A 19,929-nucleotide genomic window follows, 5' to 3' on the forward strand; every position below is an offset into this window, starting at 1 on the left:
ATTCATTTTTACTACATAGCCTTTAATTCAACGTCAACGCCAGCTGGCAATTGTACGTTTTGAAGAGGATCAGCTGAATCAACAAACATAAGCACCGTGTACTTACGCATTTCAAACTGCTCCCTTGATTTTTTATTTACATGGGGAGAACGAAGGACTGTGTATCTATCACACTTTCTAGGCATCGGAATAGGACCACTTACGCGCCCACCAGCTAGGCGAACAGCATCTACGATGCTTTTTGCTACCTGGTCAAGGCACTTGTGATCGAAAGACTTAAGTCTAATTTTTATATTATTATTAGCAGCCATCTTTCTTATTCTATAACACGTGTTACAACACCCGCACCAACAGTTCTACCACCTTCCCTAATAGCAAAACGAAGTTTTTCGTCCATAGCTACAGGAGCAATTAACTCAATAGTTGCTTTAATATTATCACCTGGCATTACCATCTCAACACCTTCAGGCAACTTCATAATACCAGTTACGTCAGTTGTTCTGAAGTAGAACTGAGGTCTATAGTCATTCATGAAAGGAGTATGACGACCACCTTCTTCTTTTGTTAAGATATAAATTTCAGCTTCAAATTTTGTGTGAGGAGTAATAGAACCAGGTTTAGCAATCACTTGACCTCTTTCTATATCAGTTCTCTCAACACCGCGAAGCAATGCACCAACGTTATCACCCGCTTGAGCAAAGTCCAGAGTTTTTCTGAACATCTCAAGAGCTGTACATACTGTTTTTCTTGTATCTTTAAATCCAACGATTTCAACTTCATCGTTAGGTTTGATAACACCTCTTTCAACTCTACCAGTAGCAACAGTACCTCTACCAGTAATAGTAAATACGTCTTCAACAGACATCAAGAAAGGTTTATCTGTATCTCTTTCTGGATCTGGAATATATTTATCAACCGCTTCCATTAACTCATTAATTGCAGCAGCTCCTTCTGACTTACCTTCAAGAGCAGCTAAAGCTGATCCCTTAATGATAGGGATATCATCACCTGGGTAATCATATTTAGAAAGTAATTCTCTAATGTCCATCTCAACAAGTTCTATCAACTCTGGATCATCCACCATGTCTACTTTATTCATAAACACAACGATGTATGGGACGCCAACCTGACGAGCAAGCAAAATGTGTTCTCTAGTTTGAGGCATCGGACCATCAGCAGCAGAAACCACCAAAATTGCACCGTCCATCTGAGCAGCACCAGTAATCATGTTCTTAACATAGTCAGCGTGTCCTGGGCAGTCTACGTGAGCGTAGTGTCTGTTATCAGTCTCATACTCAACGTGAGCAGTTGCAATAGTAATACCTCTTTCGCGCTCTTCTGGAGCAGCATCAATCTCGCCATAACCCTTTTTCTTTGCATAACCTTTTTCAGATAGCACAGAAGTGATTGCAGCAGTTAGAGTGGTCTTACCATGATCAACGTGACCGATAGTACCGACGTTTACGTGAGTTTTTGTTCTTTCAAATTTCGCTTTTCCCATAAAATTTAAGTAATTAGATAGCAAATTATTATTATCGAGCACGCTTTTTGCAATTAAACATGCAAAAAACACTACGGAGCGGATAGTGGGAATCGAACCCACCCGACCAGCTTGGAAGGCTGGAGCTCTACCACTGAGCTATACCCGCCTTAACCATTTACATGGTAAGTCACAATGGTGGAGAGAGTAGGATTCGAACCTACGTAGGCTTGCGCCGGCAGATTTACAGTCTGCTGCCATTGTCCACTCGGCCATCTCTCCTCTTCAGCAAACACTATAATATACTTTCTACTTAAAAGCAATTACTATTTAGCTAAACTTAACCAAGATAGTTAAGCAACTCGCAAAAGTTATTTTTGAGTAATTTTTTAAAGCAAAGCAGAAAAATATCTAAGCCTCAAGAAGCAGCAATGGTTAAATCCGCCATTAATAAATTACTAAAAAGAGTTATTTGCGATTTACAAACTCCTCATTATTACGTAAAAATATATAATAACCAAAATCTTGACTTTTGTAAACCATAAATGAAAAAATCTCAATCAAACTCGTACATATTATACGGCAAACACGCCTGCCTAGCAGCTTTACAAAACAATCGCAGGCAAATTTTAAAAATATTTGCTAGCAATGAAATTTTTAATGACCCTTTATTTAACAAGCATATCGCAAAAGGTAATTATAAAATTTTACCCAAACCAGAAATAGATAAATTATTCCCAATTCATACTGCACATCAAGGAGTAGCACTGCAAGTTTTACCTATTACTAATAGAGATTTAACAAGCGCTCTTAATCAAAAAAGAGTTGCAATACTTGACCAAATCACAGATCCACAAAATTTAGGAGCAATACTTCGCTCTGCTGCTGCATTTGGTGTAAAAAATATAATTGTGCCCCAAGATAACGCAGCAAAAGAAAATGCAAACTTAGCTAAAATTGCAAGCGGCGCACTTGAGACTGTAGGAATCACAGAAGTTGTTAACCTAGCCCAAACTATAAAAAAATTAAAAGATGCTGGATTTTGGATTATAGGATTAGATCATAATGCAAAAACTTTAATTCAGGATTATCCCGCTCCAGAGAAACTCGCTATAGTCCTTGGCAATGAAAATAGTGGTATTAGACCATTAGTTAAAAAACAATGTGATTTGCTTGTCAAAATACCCATGCAACCCACCACGTTACTTGATAGCTTAAACGTATCTACAGCTGCTGCAATAGCTTTTTATGAGATGTTTAAATAAACTTAAATACTAACTTCACGTCTCTATCTCGAAAGTACTACTCACTCAGATAATAGAGCAATAAATACCTAATCTTAAAGCAATCACAGCTACTGATACACATAATTGTTACAGCAACTTTTATTGCCTTCAAGAAATCAATTATATTGTATATACAGGTATCAGTTCTTAAATACTTTTCTGACATTAAAAAGCACTAGGACCATCACCGATAGTATGAGTATTTATTTCTGAACCATCATCTTCTTGCATTAAGGAATGTAATGAGCTTTCATAGTTCGCCGAAACCGTTATGTGCAAAGAAGCCTTTTCATATGCATCTTCAACATTAATATCAGCACCTTTATCTAATAGAGACTTTATTATATCTATATCGGAGTTGTATTTTATAGATAAATGTAAAGGAGAATCCGAATTTTTAGGCGAATTAGTCATTTTAATATACCGATTAATTATATTAATTAGATTATACTTAAACATAATAATAGTGTCAAATATTGTTTTTAATTTTAATTGTTATTATTAAGTAGAGACATCCTTTACACATAAAAATCTTATATAAAACAACTTAAACAAACAAGGCTTTGGGTGATTAGATTAAGTTATAATCAAAAGCTCTAATTGATTATTATCATGCCCCTAAAGGGGCTTATCACAATCTTTAGCAATTAAAATAGTGAAATTAGACCTTTGATCAAAAAACAATGTGATTTGCTCGTTAAAATACCTATGCAACCAACCAAAATTACTTGATAGCTTAAACGTATCCACGGCTGCTGCTATAGCTTTTTATCAGATGTTTAAATAAAAGTACTAAAGACCAACTTTGCAATTAATGTCATATTACATTAACTTAACACAAGCTCTTGTAAATGCCCCCAATAATCCTTATAATGTAGTTTCATGGGGTTATAGCTCAGTTGGTAGAGCGTTTGAATGGCATTCAAAAGGTCAGCGGTTCGATCCCGCTTAGCTCCACCAAAAAATTCTTCAATATGAACATTATGACTACAGAAGCTACATTAAACAAGATAGATCAAATAGTAAAACAAAATCCTGTTGTACTTTTTATGAAAGGTACAAAAGATTTTCCTCAGTGCGGTTTCTCCGCTGCTGTTGTGCACATATTAGATACACTTAATGTAGATTTTATCGATATTAACGTACTTGAAGATGATGCAATTAGACAAGGCGTGAAAAAATACTCTGACTGGGCGACTTTGCCCCAACTATATATAAAAGGCGAGTTCGTTGGAGGATGCGATATTGTAAAGGAACTTTACGCTTCAAACCAATTACAAGAACAACTTGCTAACATTTAAAAAATCTGTTGATTAAATCAATCTAAAATTTGAGTTAAGGCTAAATTTGCGATTTAGTTTAAGATTTAATTGAACCTAAATATTTTTAACTTTGAACCCCTTAATTGATTTATGCAATAGACCTATTACTATTTCTGTAAAAAGCCAAAATTCTTAAAATATTTGACGCAATTGTGCGGAAATAGGGAAAAGTATATTTAATTTTTTTAACAGCTCTACACCTCTGTTTCTTATCATTATGAACAAATGAGACAAAACCTTGTCCCGCTGAACCCAATTATTATTGACTTTTAGTTCTATGTAATCCTTAATTAAATATAAGAAACAGTGTTAAGTTTTTTATTTTTTCTTCGTATACATATCTGAATAAAACAAATAGAATATAAACTTAATATAAACAATACAAATTAAGGATTTTTCATGTTAAAAGCCCTCGATGATAACAAGTCACCGTCTCCAATAGCATTGTACCTAGATAGGTTTCCCAGACCTGATATAAGTTACGAGGATATGTTAGATTCAAGAGGAAGCAAGATAGTATATATTGATACAGATAGATTTACTGCGAAATCACTATATTCTCCCAAGAAGACTTACGATGAGTATAGTGAAACTATTCAACAGCTTTATGAAGTAACTTTTGCCGACCCTAAAGTAATGGAGAAATTTGCTCAAGGTACAACAAGGACTCAAGAATAATTTCAAAATACAGTAAATTTACAATCTACGCGATGGGAAAAGGGTCACCCTTTTGCAGCGTTTATGGTAACAGACAAAGAAACTGATATAGCTGTAGGGTACGAGGTTATAGGAAATAACGCTGATAATATGGGCGAACTGGCATATTTATTTAATAAAAACTATCATAGGAGCCACACGATTCAAGATGTTGGATATGAAAATGTAGGTGCTTTATGTTTAGTGTACGGAGAGTCATTATTTAGAGAAAAACAAAAAATAAATCAAACATATAATAGCGAAGAAAATCAGTTTGAAGGTGGAAGTGAATTTTTAAAGTTTCAAGCTACCACAAGAGATGATAATTTTGCGTCCAAAAGACTCCTTGAAAAAATTGGCTGTAGATATATAGAGGATAATTTTAAATTTGGACATAATCGGCATATATTCGAAAAAATATATACTGCAAATGAAGCAGTGCAGGAATTAGATAATAGCTCCGATAATTATCCGATGACATTGGACCTTATGGGGGAGGAAGGTTAAGAGCTTCTATTGTATCTGCTGAGAATGGTAGCATAATGCTGTTAAAATTGGAGAAGATTCTGATTCTGACTCATTTAAATCTGTAGATGAATTTGAATCTTGAAACGACAATTGTCAAAACTTGAGTAGCTATTTTTTAAACTTCTTATAGTCCGCAAACTTTCAAAATAAATTAACGCCACAATTAATTTTGAGTGGCTAAATTAATAACATTTACAACCCTAATGATATTACCATTATAACCAAGCTCACCTATAATCAGTTTATCTGATTTACAACTTACACCTTCGTATCTCCCATCTTCTATGATTTGGGGAATTTTGCTTATACTTTTACTAGGAGGATACAAGTAAAATAGTGTCATGTGAGGCTTATAAAAATTCATAAGACCAAATGTTCCGTACATGTCTATTTGTTTTTTTATTTCCCCTTCGATACCATCCAACATATCTTGTACTCTGTTTAAGGGCCTTAAGTGATAACGGCTGGCAATATTTACGACCTTCCTATGCAAAACATCGAATATATCAGTTTTTTCCACTCCCCAATCTACCCATCTATCAGCTGTGGTGTAAAATTTAGTGAGCGTTATATCAAATTTTTTAATATTTAATTTTAAAATTTCAGATTCAATTTTAACTAAATCTGACTCTTCAAAAGCACCTTGGTATAAAGTAATATGCCAAATATTTGGTAAATTTTTAAATTGTGGTAGTAGTTTAGAAATCTTTTGGTTCAATTTTGAAGCTAGTTTGTAACATTTTGCCTCGGGTATTACAGCAATCCCGTATTCCCTAACCTCCTTCTTAAATTCTATGGCCAATGAATTATCAACCATATACCCTATTACGATGGCAAGTATAAATAGCAGTCTCATAAAATTTCCTGAAACTTATGTGATTGTCTAACTTGAGGACTTATCTATAAGAAACTTTACAAACAAAATTGCAGAAGCAAACAGTAAAGTGCAAGAGTTAGCTATAATTATTGGCAATGAAGCACGATAAACCCCATAAATAATCCAAAGAATTAATCCTATTATAAATATTAAATACATCGAGGTAGAAATATCTTGCGCAGCCCTTGTTTTAACTACTTTAACAAGCTGAGGAACAAAGGCGACTGTCGTACAAAAACCCGCTAACATTCCCAAATATTCCATATAATCATTCATTCTTTCTAGTATTCTTAAATCTTTTTTGAAGTTTATTAACTTTGAGATTAACACAAAACATGAGATAAGAAAATTATTAATATTTATTTCACATGCCTACCAAAGTAAAAAAAGCCCATTTACCCACTAAAACTTGCGCTATTTGTCTTAAACCATTTACTTGGAGAAAAAAATGGGAAAAAGTTTGGCATAATGTAAAATATTGCTCGAATAAGTGTCGAGGTAAAAAATCAACTAATCTACTTAAGAGTTTGTGACCTTAAAAACAATTTTATGAAACCTTCTATCGCAATTATTGGGGCAGGAATATCAGGGTTAATTTTAGCCAAAAAACTCCAGGATAAAGCATTAGTAACAGTTTTTGAAAAAGCACGGGGGGTTGGTGGACGCATGAGCACTCGTTACACCGATCCATTTTATTTTGATCACGGCGCACAATGCTTTACAGCTCGCACAAAAGAATTTCAACAATTTTTAGAGCCCTACATACAAAAAGGTCTTATTCATGAGTGGTTAGGAAACGTGATTAACCTAGAAATAGAACAAGAGGCAACAACCCGTTTATGGAAAGAATCTCATCTAGTCGCAAGTCCAAATATGAATAGCTTATGCAAAGAGCTTGCTAAAGAAATAAACGTGATAACTAACCTAGAGATCGCCCCGATTAACGAGAGAATAAAAAATAAATGGCTGTTAAAAGATAAAGATGGTAACCAGATAGGCACTTATGATTGGATTATATCCACCGCCCCACCAAGGCAAACAATAAGCTTGTTTGAAAACTACCTTGCGGATAATAATCCAATACGCAACGTCAGTATGCATGGGGGCTTTTCTTTGATGATAGGGTTTAATCGCCCCTGGGATCAGGACTGGATTGCAGCTAAAGTGATTAACAATCCTATTAAATGGATCTCTATCAATTCTACCAAACCTCATCGTCCTAAAAACGTTACCTGCATCGTAGCCCACTCGTCTAATAGCTGGTCAAATAAACATATAGATGATAGAATTGATATATCTCAAACGTTTCTTTTAAAAGAGTTTGAAAAAGTTACGAGCATTAACTGCGAGGGTACTGATTACATAGAAACTCACCGTTGGAGATATGCTATTGTGCACAAAACTCAAAAATCTAATTTTTACCTTGACCCTAAGCTTCAGTTAGCAGCTACGAGTGATTGGTGCAGTACTTCAAGAATTGAGGAAGTATGGTGGTCAAGTAAGATGTTATCTGCAGAAATACTAAATATTATAAATTGTATGTAAATGCTATGAGTACCTTAAGAATTATCTTGCAAGATCAATTGACAGAAACCATTTCTTCTCTAGACGGAATAGATAAGAATCTTGACTGCGTGATGATGTGTGAGGCAAAAGAAGAATTTACTAATGTCCCTCATCATCCCATAAAAATAGCATTTCTTATTTCCGCAATGCGTCTTTTTGCCGAAGAACTGAGGAGTAAAGGATATAAAGTACGTTATGTACCTCTCGATGGTGGTTGCAATAGTTTAGATGATGAAGTCAAAAATGCAATTGAAGAATTAAAGCCAGATTCCATAGTTATTACAGAGCCCTATGACTGGAGAGTTTGGGAAAAAATTCAAAATTGGCAATCAAAATTTTCAATAAAAGTAGAAATTAGGTCCGATAAACGCTTTTTATGCTCAATAGAAGAATTTAAGAAATGGGCTGGTAATAAAAAATCTTTGTTAATGGAGCCTTTTTATCGGATGATGAGGAAAAAGTATAACATTCTTATGGATATGGATGGTAAACCAACAGGAGGGCTTTGGAATTATGATAAAGAAAATCGCCGTCCACCTGATGATGATATGAGGTTCCCTCCAAGATTAATACACGAAGCAAATGATATCGTTAAAGACGTTATAAAGCTTGTAGAAAAAAATTTCCAAAATCATTTTGGTTCCCTCAAGCATTTTGATCTTGCAACTACTAGAAATCAAGCATTACGAGAAGCTCATTTCTTTATCGACAATTTTTTACCTTCGTTTGGTAGATATCAAGATGCTATGATTTCAGGCGAAGCTTATCTCTATCACTCAAGGCTCTCACCTTATCTCAATGCAGGATTACTCATGCCTTTGGAATTATGCAAACTTGCTCAAGATGCCTATAGACATGGCAAAGCTCCTTTAAATGCAGTAGAAGGGTTTATACGTCAGATACTTGGCTGGCGCGAGTATATTAGAGGCATATATTGGAATTTTATGCCAGCTTACGCAAAAATGAACTATTTTGAAGCCAGAAACCCTTTACCTAGCTTTTATTGGGGTAAACCAACTAAAATGTTTTGTATCAAAGAAGCCGTTAGTCATACGGAACAATTTGCATACTCACATCATATTCAAAGATTAATGGTGACAGGTAATTTTGCCTTACTTGCAGGTATAAACCCAAGAGAAGTAGAGGAGTGGTATTTAGCCGTTTACGCAGATGCATATGAATGGGTTGAATTGCCTAATACTCTTGGCATGGCTCTTTTTGGCGATGGAGGAATTATGGCTAGCAAACCATATGCAGCTAGTGGTAAGTACATCAGCCGCATGAGTAATTTTTGCAAAAAGTGCCACTACAATCCTAATAAACTAATAGGAGAAGATGCTTGTCCGTTCAATGCTTTATATTGGCACTTTTTTATGCTCCACGAAAGCAAATTAAGAAATAATACCCGATTATCTTTTGCATACCTAAGTTTAAAGAAATTCGATAACGCAAAAAAGGAAGCCATTATTGAGCAAGCAGATAAAGTAATAGCTCTAATGAACAAAGGTTTACTCTAAAATTATAGACTTAATTTCAGTAACTAGCAAAGATACATTGCTTAGTTTGCGCTCACTTCATTCCTACAAGCTCTAAAATTTATCGTTTAATTCACAATAAGATCCAAACATACAAACTCCAAACTAATAAATGGAAATGAATATTGACAATATATTATATATAATATATATTTATTTTGATAAAATATATTATTTACAAAAATAAGCAATTAAATAAAATTTTTATTTAATAAACAATTAGAATGAAAAGAACGAAAAAATCTACTGCAAGAAAGCTAGGAGTAAAAGGACTACCCACAATTAACGCCGAACTAGGGTGGTACATTCAACCATTAGAGAAAGAGTTTAATGAATTAAATGATCCTGATGAAAAGATAAGCTTGATGCATCAAATAGTGGATAAAATCCTCTCACACGCTAGTAGCCTATTAACCCCTGTGATAGAATATGAAAATTCAAATATTTTATCTAGTAATCCAATTAAAGAAACATTACTTGAACAAAATGTAAAAGAAGTTCGAGATATTTTAACTGAACTTTATGGAACACGTGCCGAAGATGAAATAATGGATTTCCTGGCAGTTACAGAACTCACATATGCTAATCAACAAAGTGCTAAAGCATTTTTGTGTGATCAAGAATCCTTTTTAAAACTTATCAACATCTACGATAAAGCTTTAACACATTCTACTCAAATCAAAACAGCATTTAAAATTATAGAAGCCAGAGAAAAGTTTATTGATACACAAGTTTCTATAGTCAGTGATCCAACAAATATACATACATTCGGTATAGAAAAAACTAAAGAATCTATAATCGAACTACTATCAAGCTTATGCGATCGTTATCCAGAAAAAATCAAAAACATATTTGATCAAAACAATATTACAAAAATTGATTTAGAAAGCTCATATAACCAAGGTAACCAACATTTGAAATCGTTTATAGATTTATTAGAAGATAGTCAAGCAATAGATTATAGTAATCTCGCAATACCAGGACCATACTTAAGTAAAACAGACGTAACAATAATAGATAATATACTTAACAAAGACTTCGAGGGACGCCTATTATTAAAAAAAATGAATGAATTATCCGAGATTCCTCCAGAGGAATTTCAAACAATATTGCAAGAAATTTATTCAATCTTACGCCAAAAACAAAAAGATAATACGAACAAAATTCAAACTCCTAATGCAAAAAGGGCTCATAATTCTTGCGGCCTAGATGAAATTGACACAACTGATAGAATGCCGATTAAAAAAGCTAAACTTGAAAACCCCAAAAAAGTATCAAGTTGCACACTCACAAGCTCAGAAGAAAGTATCAACAACTGGCTAAAGTTTGAAGGCGTAGATTGGCCTGAAGATGGAAATGCATGGCTCAAAGACATAAGTGCGGGCTTTTCAGATAGTGATGAACACAATATCGAGACAAAAGAACAAGCCTCTATCATAACTACCCAAGAAGATAAACCTGATCCATTTGCAGATGTATTAGGTAATAGTTGGCTGTTTTATGATTAACCTCACACACCAAAATTTATAAGAACTAAGTTTGATAGCTACAAAACAAACTTAGCAACGACCGGAGTATGGTCGCTACACTCTGTTTGTTTTCTAGGCTCTATGTCAATATATGCCATACTTAACAAATCGGCCAGCTTAGGATTTGCAAATAAAAAGTCTATACGAAGCCCAGCGTTGTTAGCAAAAGCTCTTTCTCTGTAGTCCCACCAACTAAAATCATGTCCTTTAGGATTGTGTATCCTATACAAATCTATAAAGCCTGCATTTAAAATACTACGCATAGCTTTTCTTTCTGCCAAACTATATAGCAAACGATTTTTCATTAAGTCTGGAGAGTATACATCCATTTCAAAAGGCGCTACATTAAAATCTCCCCCTACGATTATTAAGCTATTTTGATTTAAGGAAGTAAGATAGTTTTTGAGCGCTCCTAGGAATTTAAGTTTTTTCTCAAAATTGGGACTATCAACAGAACCTCCGTTAGGAACGTATACATTTATAGCTTCTATAGGACCTACATGAGTTTGAGCCCTAACATGTAAGAACCGCGCTTCGTCTGGAACTGGATTATCAGGAAAATCTCTTGTAATTTCTCTTATATCACCTGAGCTAATAATTGCAACACCGTTATAAGCCTTTTGCCCTACGTGCAAAACATTTGAAAAAGAGTCATAAGGAAAATTTGAATCCTGGGATTTTGTTTCTTGAAGTAGTAATAAATCAGCTTTGTTTAACTCCAACCACTTTTGCACTTGCTCTAAGCGCACGTTAATTGAGTTTACATTCCAAGTTGCGATATTAACTACTTGCATACAAAACTAATATTGGCGCACCCGAGAGGACTTGAACCCCTAACCTTATGATCCGTAGTCATACGCTCTATCCAGTTGAGCTACGGGTGCAATATTATACGGAATAAAGCTTTTTGGCACTCATGCCATCATATTGATTGCCAGAGCGCAACCAAAACAAGACATTGAGCACTAATGCCATCAGGGAGATTATACCTACAAAATATAAAATAGGCAACCACGCAATTTGGGTTTTACTATAAAGCCATGTCGAAATCACGGGAGTTGAAGCCGAAATCGTTATTGAGCCCAAAGCATGGACTAAGCTGAACAATCTTTGCCTTATCACCTTTGGAATAAAAGACTTTAAAAGCGTTAAGCATGGAATATTTACTAGAGGCAACAAAGCACTTACAGCAAGATATATGGGAATTGAAAGCTTACCATCTTGCACAAAGTAACTTTGCATTATACTCAAAACTCCAATTAGCCCAGCCGAAATAGTTGCTACTAACCTCGGACTGACACTATCAGCTAAAAATCCCCCTACAATAGATGCTAAAGCATACATTGCGATACCAGCTGAGATATATAACTGCATGGATGAAGAATGAATATTACGCAATACCTCAAAATTATAGGTACCAAAAAAGATAAAATTAAAATGATACGTTGCTCCAATTCCTCCAGCTAATATCATACCTAAAAAGGTGAATGCGATATTTTCTTTTACTATCTTCATCAAGGGCATTTGCTTATAATGCTCATAATTTTCATCCTTCTTAAGTTCTAGATCTAAAGAACTATCCGTAAATCTATTACGTAAAGTAATAATAGTAATACCAGCAAGACTACCGCAAATAAAAGATAGACGCCAGAAGTTATCCGGCACAAAGTCTAAGGTTGCTAGAAGTGCAGAAACAGACGCTAAAAACGATCCTCCAACGGCAGATATAGTGACTAGGCTTGAACTCAGATTTTTTCTCTTTGAACTAACACTTTCGTATATATAAATTCTAATTCCATCAGTGCCGCTTGAAACAAAAGTAACAACGCAAATTCTAAGCAATAAAAGCAGCATAGGAGCCAAAAAGCCTATACTTTCATATGAAGGCAAAATACCTAAAATAAATGATGCACAAGCTGTAACCATCAGACCAATATTAATTGTAACCTGACGACCGTATATATCCCCTATTCGACCTAAAAATATTGATCCTAAAGGCTTCATCAAAACAGCTAAATACATCATTAAATAAGTTTTGAGCAAAACCGTTAGTGAGTCATGAACGGGTAAGAAATTTTTAGCAATTTTTGCCGCTAAAAAGCCAAATAAATGGTAATCGTAGTATTGTACTAATGCGCTCAAAGCAGCTATGATCAAACTTGCTTTGTTCATAAATTTATAACTTAAAATTAAAAGACCTAACAATTATATTCGATTTTCTTTAAACAATCAAATAGGTCTTTAATTTTATCTAGTCCAGTGCTTCAGCTTAGTATAGGATAATCAAGAAGCAATAATACCGGAATCTAATTGAGAATTTTATGACAACATTAAACGCTTGTAAAACCTATTAAATATAATTTAATAGCTTTACTGTCAATTAATTTATATTAGGCATTATATTGATTGACCTTGATCTTTATAGCAGAAATATTTTAAAATGTAGTAATAAATATCCTAAAACCAGAGCTTATCGTTATAAGTCAAATGCTCTTTTAGTTCAGAAATAATACTCTCACCTAAATTGATTGAAAGATATTTTTTATACCACGGAGCCTTAGGTTTTATGTGTTGCACTTGGATATCTGATCCAAATTTCTTATTGATAAAGTTATACAAGTTATCTATGCCGTCAATAAGCCCATAATCTAAAGCTGTCTTGCCCGCCCAAAACTCGCCCGTAAAAAGTATACTATCGCTTTGGGTAAGCTTGTCTTTTCTACGACCTTTAACGTAAGAAACAAAATGATCATAGATTTGATTCTGTAACTTTTTAATTAATTTAACATCATCAGCTTTTTCTGGTAAAAATGGATCCAGAATAGATTTTTTAGTGCCTTGAGTATAAATTCTGCGCTCTAAGCCTAATTTTTCCATCACCTTATGTAGCCCAAATCCTGTATATATAACGCCTATTGATCCTATAATTGAGCTCTCAGATGCATATATTTCTTCTCCTGCGCAAGCAAGCCAATATCCACCAGATGCAGCCATATCTTCAACAAAACTGTATACAGGAACCTTCTTTTCCGCAGAAAGCTGTATAATTCTTGCTGCAATCAACTCAGCTTGAACTGGCATACCCCCAGGTGAGCTGATGGCAAGGCATACAGCTTTTAAATTTTGGGGCTCAAAAGCTTTTTCGATTAATTCATTTAATCCATCTAACGTTAGGCCAGACTTAGACATAGAACCTTTACCAATAGCACCATCAAGCCGTAAAATGCTAACAGTTTTTTGCTTTTTTTTACTAAATAAACCAAAAGGCCAACAAGAAGAAAGACACTGTAATAGTTTGTTCTGTGGCTGTTTGATGGCGCTTGATGCTACCATTTTATAATTGCGCTTTATGGCTGTTTTCATATATTTATTTTTTCTTTTTTATAGGACGGTCCAACAATTTTGAGGTATTATTTGGCATCACATGATTACCTGGAATATGATCTAATATCATCTCTCTAACTTTTTCATCACTCCACTTCGTTTGACCCTCAATTTCTAATATTATTTTCTTATTATTATCTATTAGGAATGTATAAGGCAAGTTAGAGATACCTAAAGTATGAAAAAGTTTAAATTTATAATCATGGAATATATTTAGATGTCTAATATTGTTATCACGATAAAATTTCTTTACTACTTTAATTCCTTGATAGTCTTCTGAAATAGCCAAGATTTCAATTGGAAGCTTACGAAAATCTTTTTTTAGCAAGTCGAAATCTTTCATATCTTGCTTGCAATGCATACACCAGGACGCCCAAAACATTACAAGCATAGTTTTATCCTCTATTTGATCTAAGTAGTATTTATCACCATCAACATCAAACACCGGAGTCTCATCCGGCCAATATATCACTTTATCGTGCTTAATTATTTTCCCTTCAAGCGCAAATGAAAAATTAAAAAAAAGTAAAAAAAGTAAATAATATCTCATATAAGCTATTATAGGCGAATATCATACTTCTACAAGCTATTTCTTAGACGCAGCCTTAAACAAACGATCGTTAATTGCAATTCCTATCCCTACGTATGGAATCTTTGCAACGGCTATACCTTTTAAGCCCTTTTGAATAACTTGTCTATCAGCTTCTCTTAAAAGTGCATATAAATTATGAGCCGCTTCTTCTAAGTTGCCCGATTTGCTCAAACTAAAATTAGAAGTAAAATGATTATTAAAATCTAACCCCACTTCATCATTTTTTAGTTTTGCCGCATTAAGACGAAGTTTTGAAACTGGACTATAGTGAGCAAGAAGCATACCTGGAGCTTTTGGCGCATCATTATCTTGACAACAAGTTTCTGGCCAGATGCCACAAACCTCCTGAATGTCTGGTGGCAATATAACACCGCTACGCAGGATCGTAAGCTTTCCTGTTGTATCAATGATTGTAGACTCTAGTCCACAATATTGACTTGCTTCATCTGAGGATAAGACATACAAATCTTTATCTGTAAAATCATTTAATACATGCTGAGGCGAAGTAGAAGTGACGTATCCAGAGAGGTTTGCACTTGGTGCTGCAATAGGAATATTAGCTAGTTTTAAAAGCTCACTTGTAATTGGATGAGCCGACACTCTTATTGCAATAGTATCCAAACCAGCTGTGACATTAGATGCAATATTAGCAGTTTGTTTCAGTTTTACTACGAGAGTTAAAGGACCAGGCCAAAATTTTTCAGCTAGTTTAATGGCTATGTCAGAAAATTCTCCTATTAGTTTAGCCTGATTTAAATCTGCAACATGGACGATCAGCGGATTAAAAGAAGGACGCCCTTTAAGCTGATATATTCTATTGCACGCATCAAAGGATAATGCACTTGCCCCAAGACCACAAACTGTTTCCGTTGGAAAGGCAACAACTTGCCCCTGCTGCAAAGCTTTTGCCGCAAGATGCAAGTCATTTATTAGTTTAGCCATTAATTAAAATACTTTCGTTGCGAAACAACTTGATTTGATTCTTCGTTATTTTTTTTACGCTCTGGTCTAGCTTTACGTTCGTTATTATTACGCTCGTTATTTTTATTAACATGCTCATTATTCTGGGCAGGTTCTATGTTTTCATCATGTTTGAGGTTAATTTTATATCTTTTTTTAGAGTCATAACCAATGAACTTAACCTGAACCTTGTTACCAATGAAAAAGACTTGATTAAATTTTTCTTTCACCGAAGTTGGCAAATCATTAATGTGCAATAAGCTCTCCTTATTACCGTTGAACTTAACAATTGCTCCTATTTCTAGTAACTTGATCACTTCTGCGTCATAAACTGATCCAATTTCTGGTTCTGTACCTAAAGCAAGCACCCAGTCTATTGCTTTTTGAGCTGCAGCGAGCGTAGGACCAGCAACCTCCACATTACCGTCTTCAAATACCTTAATTTTCGCACCTGTGGTTTCACAAATCTCTTTAATCACCTTACCACCAGCACCTAAAACTTCCTTAATCTTATCTTTCAAGATCTTAATCATCTTAATCGTCGGAGCGTATGGACTAACATCTTCCCTATGTCCAGAGATGGCTTTATTCATTATAGATAAGATGTGGTTAATACCTTTGCGCGCTTGATTTAAGGCTTGCTCCATCAAACCTTCATCTATTCCTTTAATTTTAATATCCATTTGGAGAGCCGTAATACCATCTTTGGTACCTGCAACCTTAAAATCCATATCACCTAAGAAATCTTCATCAGCCATTATGTCAGATAAGATCTTAAATTCTTTTTCTTCTTTCACCAATCCCATAGCAATACCAGCTACAGGATTTTTAAGCGGCACGCCTGCATCCATTAATGATAGACTTACTCCACAAACAGTTGCCATTGAGGTTGATCCATTAGAAGATGTAATCTCAGACACGCTTCTTATAGTGTATGGGAAACTATCTTTTGTTGGTAGAACTGGGTTAATAGCTTTCCAAGCTAAACGACCATGACCAATTTCTCTTCTACCAGCTGCTTTTGGAGAAGATGTTTCATTAACTGAGTATGGGGGAAAAATGTAATGCAATAAAAAATGCTCTTTAGTATCTGAGTCTAAATTTTCAACCCACTGCTCATCTTGAGAAGAGCCAAGAGTTGTCACAGCCAAAGCTTGCGTCTCACCTCTTGTAAATAGCGCAGATCCATGAGTTTTATGTAACAAACCTACCTCGCACTCGATGCGCCTAATTTCCTCACAATGGCGACCATCCAAACGCTTATCTTTAAGTATCAAGCTTCTAACTATTTCAGCCTTAACATTTTCATAAGCAAGATATATAAAATTTGTAGAATGCTTTTCTGATAATGCTTCTGTTACTTCTGCATATACTTTCTTGCTTGCTTCATCTCTATCTTGTTTAGCCGAATTCTTTAACGCTTCCTTGATTTTATCGAAAAAGGCTTCTTTAATATCAGCCTCAACGTGCGACACGGTTGCATAATTCATCGCAATCTTATCTTTAGCTGCCGCTTCTTGCAATGCTTTAATCAGGTTAATCACCGAAATTATAGACTTATGCCCAAATTCTATTCCTTTAAGTATTACCTCATTTGATAATTCAGCACTTTCAGACTCAACCATTGTGATTGAAGAGTCTGTAGCAGCTAATACTAAATCTAGCTTACTGTTTTGTCTTTGCTCAGCACTTGGATTTAAAATAAATTCATCGTCTATTAATCCAACTCTTGCCGCACCCAAAACTTCACCTAAATCAAGACCAGAAGTTGCAAGTGCTGCAAAAGCACTGATTAAAGCCACAACGTCAGGACTATGATCGGGGTCATAGGAAAGTACGGTTGAAATTACCTGTATTTCATTAAAATATCCATCACTAAAAAGAGGTCTGATAGATCTATCAATGAGACGGCTAGTTAATATTTCCTTGTCAGAAGGCTTACCTTCCCTTTTGGTAAAACCTCCCGGAATTTTACCTCCAGCAAAAGCCATTTCGCGATAGTGCACAGACAAAGGAAGGAAAGTTATATCTGGTTTAGGCTCAGGATTAATAGATACAACAGATAGAACTTGCGTTTTTCCTAATTGAGCTAAAACGGATCCATTTGCTTGTCTGGCAATCTTACCAGTTTTAAGGATTAACTTATCACCACAATAGTCAATCTCTTTAATGATTTCTTTAAACATAAAAATTATTTATTGATTTGGGAAAAAACTTATCTTTTAAGTCCTAATTTTGCTATTAAACTATTGTAGCGATCTACGGCTTTATCTTTCAGATAATTTAGTAGTCTTCTTCTCTTACCTACAAGCTTAATTAGCCCCCTTGTTGATGAGAAATCTTTTTTGCGGTCTTTTACATGCGCAGTAAGATTATGAATCCTTTCAGTTAAAACACTTACCTGCACTTCTACAGAACCTGTATCATTGTTAGATACAGCAAATTCATTAATTAATTCTTTTTTTCTTTCAGCTGTTATCGACATTCTTATTTATCAAATTAAAATTACAAAAAATATGGTATATGCCATTTTTTATTTGGCCAATACTAACTATGCGCCTATTATACGCAAGCCACAGCAAGTCCAAATCAGGCATATTTAAGTATAGCTGCTTGCCTTGCAAAACATTTCTTGCCTCTTGCAACGTTACGCTTATGCTTGGAATATGAGAAATTAAGCTTTCTGTTTCCAAAAATTTTATTTTGCTCAAGGCATCTTTTTGCTCCAAAGCACTAAAAGGAATTGAATCCTTTATTGCTAGATGCAATACTTTTATCCGCTTTAATTCTATCACAAAACCTAAAGTTTGCAAACTAGATGATATATCTTCAGCCAAAGTTCTTACATAACTACCTTTCGAGCATTCCACTTCATAAGTCGCTGCACGTTTATCTAAATCACAATCTATGAGCTTTAAATCAAAAATTTCAACTAATTTACTTCGCTCAGGAACTTCTAAACCTTGACGTGCAAGTAAATAAAAAGGTTTACCTTTAAGTTTTGCAGCAGAATATGTCGGAATACGCTGCATATATTTTCCTATAAATTTACTTGCTACTTTTTCCAATACATCTCTAGTAGCAGGAAAATTAGAAGTAGTCTCAATAACTTCGCCTTCTTTATCTGCAGTATCAGTTTTGGCGCCAAACTGAATGGTAAAAATATACGTTTTCTTGCTGCCTGTAACGTAATTACTAAGCTTTGTAGCTTCATCTATAGCTATGGGAAGAACGCCACTTGCAGCAGGATCTAATGTACCGCAATGTCCAACTTTAACTTTTACTCCTCCCTCAAGTAGTAATTTTTTAACTCGGCGCACAACATAAGCAGAACTGACTCCTAAAGGCTTATCAATATTCAACCAGCCATCAAGCATTTTCTTTAAAAACAAACATATTTGCCTGATTAGCTAAATCTTGCATTTTATCAGCCTCTAAAATAATCACCTTATCTCTGCCAATCGCTATACCTTTTAATCCAGCTGCAATAGCATTTTCTAGCGTAGTAGGGCCGATTGTAGGTATATCTAATTTAGAATTTTGAGTAGACTTAAATGCTTTCACCAAAACTCCAGATGGCGCATCATGGCGTTTGAGATTCTGAGTCCTTAGTATTAGCTCATCAGTACCTTCTGCTCCTTCAATACCAAGGATATAACCATTTTCTACAATCACCGACTGACCTATATCAAAGACACTTATTGCTTCAAGCACTTCTAAACCTAGCTTAATATCCTCTAAATCATTCTTAGATGGCTTAGCTTTGGTATTAATATCCTGTGAACCTAAAAGATCTAAAGGCGATATGACTTTAAAATTATATTCTTCAACAAACTTCATAATAATATTAAGCAGTTTGTCGTCTCCTAAAACTTTATTTATAGCAATTTTTGCAAGCAACTTACTTCCTAAACTATCAACATATAAGCTACTCCACTTAAGCCTGGTTACCTTTCCCGCAAATACGACTTCCTTTACGTTATTTTCTTGCAAAAACTGAATGATTTTTTTAACCTGCCCTATTTTGAGTTGAGCAGAATTGTAATCTTGGAAATCATCGACAGATGCAAATCCATCTAACGCAATAACGCTAACTTCTCTGCCTTGTTTTGCTGCATTTGTAGCAAGTATTTGTGGTAAATTACCCCCTCCAGCTAAAATACCAATACTCATC

At 34.7% G+C, this 19,929-nt stretch carries 23 protein-coding genes and 4 tRNA genes; 10 read left to right on the forward strand and 17 right to left on the reverse strand.

The window, feature by feature from the left end:
- Nucleotides 1-11 precede the first annotated feature (11 nt).
- From rpsJ to phytr_RS03950, 4 genes are all read right to left on the reverse strand, one after another.
- Entirely contained in the window at nt 12-311 is a 300-nt protein-coding gene (rpsJ, locus tag phytr_RS03935) for a 30S ribosomal protein S10 (RefSeq protein WP_106874583.1), read from the reverse strand.
- Between the two features lie 5 nt (nt 312-316).
- A complete protein-coding gene (tuf, locus tag phytr_RS03940) occupies nt 317-1,501 on the reverse strand; it encodes an elongation factor Tu (RefSeq protein ID WP_106875037.1) in 1,185 nt (394 codons plus the stop codon).
- Nucleotides 1,502-1,578: 77 nt separating this feature from the next.
- Nucleotides 1,579-1,649 (reverse strand) — tRNA-Gly (locus phytr_RS03945).
- A 27-nt stretch (nt 1,650-1,676) separates the two neighbouring features.
- Nucleotides 1,677-1,762: transfer RNA gene (locus phytr_RS03950), tRNA-Tyr, on the reverse strand.
- A 95-nt stretch (nt 1,763-1,857) separates the two neighbouring features.
- Here phytr_RS03950 and phytr_RS06400 point away from each other — a divergent pair.
- Nucleotides 1,858-2,025, forward strand: a complete 168-nt coding sequence (locus phytr_RS06400; RefSeq protein WP_158706854.1) for a hypothetical protein — start codon at nt 1,858-1,860, stop codon at nt 2,023-2,025.
- A complete protein-coding gene (gene rlmB, locus phytr_RS03955) occupies nt 2,026-2,745 on the forward strand; it encodes a 23S rRNA (guanosine(2251)-2'-O)-methyltransferase RlmB (protein ID WP_106874584.1) in 720 nt (239 codons plus the stop codon).
- 186 nt (nt 2,746-2,931) lie between these two features.
- Here the strand turns inward: rlmB and phytr_RS03960 are convergent, their stop codons facing one another.
- Complete coding sequence (locus phytr_RS03960; RefSeq protein ID WP_106874585.1) at nt 2,932-3,225, reverse strand: ankyrin repeat domain-containing protein; 294 nt, start codon at nt 3,223-3,225, stop codon at nt 2,932-2,934.
- 425 nt (nt 3,226-3,650) lie between these two features.
- Here phytr_RS03960 and phytr_RS03965 point away from each other — a divergent pair.
- The 4 genes from phytr_RS03965 (at nt 3,651) to phytr_RS03980 (ending at nt 5,291) form a co-directional block, all read left to right on the forward strand.
- Nucleotides 3,651-3,726: transfer RNA gene (locus phytr_RS03965), tRNA-Ala, on the forward strand.
- Nucleotides 3,727-3,740: 14 nt separating this feature from the next.
- The gene (gene grxD / locus phytr_RS03970; RefSeq protein ID WP_106874586.1) at nt 3,741-4,067 is read left to right on the forward strand and encodes a Grx4 family monothiol glutaredoxin; all 327 of its coding nucleotides are present in this window, start codon (nt 3,741-3,743) and stop codon (nt 4,065-4,067) included.
- 420 nt (nt 4,068-4,487) lie between these two features.
- The gene (locus phytr_RS03975; RefSeq protein WP_106874587.1) at nt 4,488-4,766 is read left to right on the forward strand and encodes a hypothetical protein; all 279 of its coding nucleotides are present in this window, start codon (nt 4,488-4,490) and stop codon (nt 4,764-4,766) included.
- Nucleotides 4,767-4,829: 63 nt separating this feature from the next.
- The gene (locus phytr_RS03980; RefSeq protein ID WP_106874588.1) at nt 4,830-5,291 is read left to right on the forward strand and encodes a hypothetical protein; all 462 of its coding nucleotides are present in this window, start codon (nt 4,830-4,832) and stop codon (nt 5,289-5,291) included.
- A 184-nt stretch (nt 5,292-5,475) separates the two neighbouring features.
- On the opposite strand, the gene phytr_RS03985 is transcribed toward phytr_RS03980, so the two are convergent.
- On the reverse strand, nt 5,476-6,168 hold the full coding sequence (locus phytr_RS03985) for a hypothetical protein (RefSeq protein WP_106874589.1): 693 nt from the start codon (nt 6,166-6,168) through the stop codon (nt 5,476-5,478).
- 27 nt (nt 6,169-6,195) lie between these two features.
- Nucleotides 6,196-6,465, reverse strand: a complete 270-nt coding sequence (locus tag phytr_RS03990; RefSeq protein WP_106874590.1) for a SemiSWEET transporter — start codon at nt 6,463-6,465, stop codon at nt 6,196-6,198.
- A 92-nt stretch (nt 6,466-6,557) separates the two neighbouring features.
- Between phytr_RS03990 and phytr_RS03995 the strand changes: the two genes are divergently transcribed.
- From phytr_RS03995 to phytr_RS04010, 4 genes are all read left to right on the forward strand, one after another.
- Nucleotides 6,558-6,722 (forward strand): DUF2256 domain-containing protein, encoded by a 165-nt coding sequence (locus tag phytr_RS03995; protein ID WP_106874591.1) that lies wholly within the window; start codon nt 6,558-6,560, stop codon nt 6,720-6,722.
- Between the two features lie 16 nt (nt 6,723-6,738).
- Nucleotides 6,739-7,734: an NAD(P)/FAD-dependent oxidoreductase gene (locus tag phytr_RS04000; protein WP_106874592.1), complete on the forward strand. Its 996-nt coding sequence runs from the start codon at nt 6,739-6,741 to the stop codon at nt 7,732-7,734.
- Nucleotides 7,735-7,739: 5 nt separating this feature from the next.
- Nucleotides 7,740-9,272 carry a cryptochrome/photolyase family protein gene (locus tag phytr_RS04005; RefSeq protein ID WP_106874593.1) on the forward strand — a complete coding sequence of 511 codons (1,533 nt, stop codon included), beginning with the start codon at nt 7,740-7,742 and terminating at the stop codon, nt 9,270-9,272.
- A gap of 242 nt (nt 9,273-9,514) precedes the next feature.
- Complete coding sequence (locus tag phytr_RS04010) at nt 9,515-10,798, forward strand: hypothetical protein (protein WP_106874594.1); 1,284 nt, start codon at nt 9,515-9,517, stop codon at nt 10,796-10,798.
- A gap of 38 nt (nt 10,799-10,836) precedes the next feature.
- Here the strand turns inward: phytr_RS04010 and xth are convergent, their stop codons facing one another.
- From xth to phytr_RS04060, 10 genes are all read right to left on the reverse strand, one after another.
- Nucleotides 10,837-11,613, reverse strand: coding sequence for an exodeoxyribonuclease III (xth, locus tag phytr_RS04015; RefSeq protein ID WP_106874595.1), 777 nt, complete (start codon nt 11,611-11,613; stop codon nt 10,837-10,839).
- Between the two features lie 13 nt (nt 11,614-11,626).
- A tRNA-Arg gene (locus phytr_RS04020) sits at nt 11,627-11,703 on the reverse strand.
- A 4-nt stretch (nt 11,704-11,707) separates the two neighbouring features.
- On the reverse strand, nt 11,708-12,991 hold the full coding sequence (locus tag phytr_RS04025; RefSeq protein WP_106874596.1) for an MFS transporter: 1,284 nt from the start codon (nt 12,989-12,991) through the stop codon (nt 11,708-11,710).
- A 285-nt stretch (nt 12,992-13,276) separates the two neighbouring features.
- Nucleotides 13,277-14,182 (reverse strand): S49 family peptidase, encoded by a 906-nt coding sequence (locus phytr_RS04030; RefSeq protein ID WP_234352479.1) that lies wholly within the window; start codon nt 14,180-14,182, stop codon nt 13,277-13,279.
- A 4-nt stretch (nt 14,183-14,186) separates the two neighbouring features.
- The gene (locus tag phytr_RS04035) at nt 14,187-14,753 is read right to left on the reverse strand and encodes a TlpA disulfide reductase family protein (RefSeq protein WP_106874597.1); all 567 of its coding nucleotides are present in this window, start codon (nt 14,751-14,753) and stop codon (nt 14,187-14,189) included.
- 36 nt (nt 14,754-14,789) lie between these two features.
- Entirely contained in the window at nt 14,790-15,737 is a 948-nt protein-coding gene (locus phytr_RS04040) for an L-threonylcarbamoyladenylate synthase (protein WP_106874598.1), read from the reverse strand.
- The gene (locus tag phytr_RS04045) at nt 15,737-17,941 is read right to left on the reverse strand and encodes a polyribonucleotide nucleotidyltransferase (protein WP_106874599.1); all 2,205 of its coding nucleotides are present in this window, start codon (nt 17,939-17,941) and stop codon (nt 15,737-15,739) included. Before phytr_RS04045 ends, phytr_RS04040 begins: the two co-directional genes overlap by 1 nt.
- 29 nt (nt 17,942-17,970) lie before the next feature.
- Nucleotides 17,971-18,240 carry a 30S ribosomal protein S15 gene (rpsO, locus tag phytr_RS04050; protein ID WP_106874600.1) on the reverse strand — a complete coding sequence of 90 codons (270 nt, stop codon included), beginning with the start codon at nt 18,238-18,240 and terminating at the stop codon, nt 17,971-17,973.
- On the reverse strand, nt 18,224-19,147 hold the full coding sequence (truB, locus tag phytr_RS04055; RefSeq protein WP_158706856.1) for a tRNA pseudouridine(55) synthase TruB: 924 nt from the start codon (nt 19,145-19,147) through the stop codon (nt 18,224-18,226). Before truB ends, rpsO begins: the two co-directional genes overlap by 17 nt.
- Complete coding sequence (locus phytr_RS04060) at nt 19,125-19,928, reverse strand: LpxI family protein (protein WP_106874602.1); 804 nt, start codon at nt 19,926-19,928, stop codon at nt 19,125-19,127. Before phytr_RS04060 ends, truB begins: the two co-directional genes overlap by 23 nt.
- Between the last annotated feature and the right edge of the window lies 1 nt (nt 19,929).

The organism is Candidatus Phycorickettsia trachydisci (genome assembly GCF_003015145.1).
GTDB classification, from domain to species: domain Bacteria; phylum Pseudomonadota; class Alphaproteobacteria; order Rickettsiales; family Rickettsiaceae; genus Phycorickettsia; species Phycorickettsia trachydisci.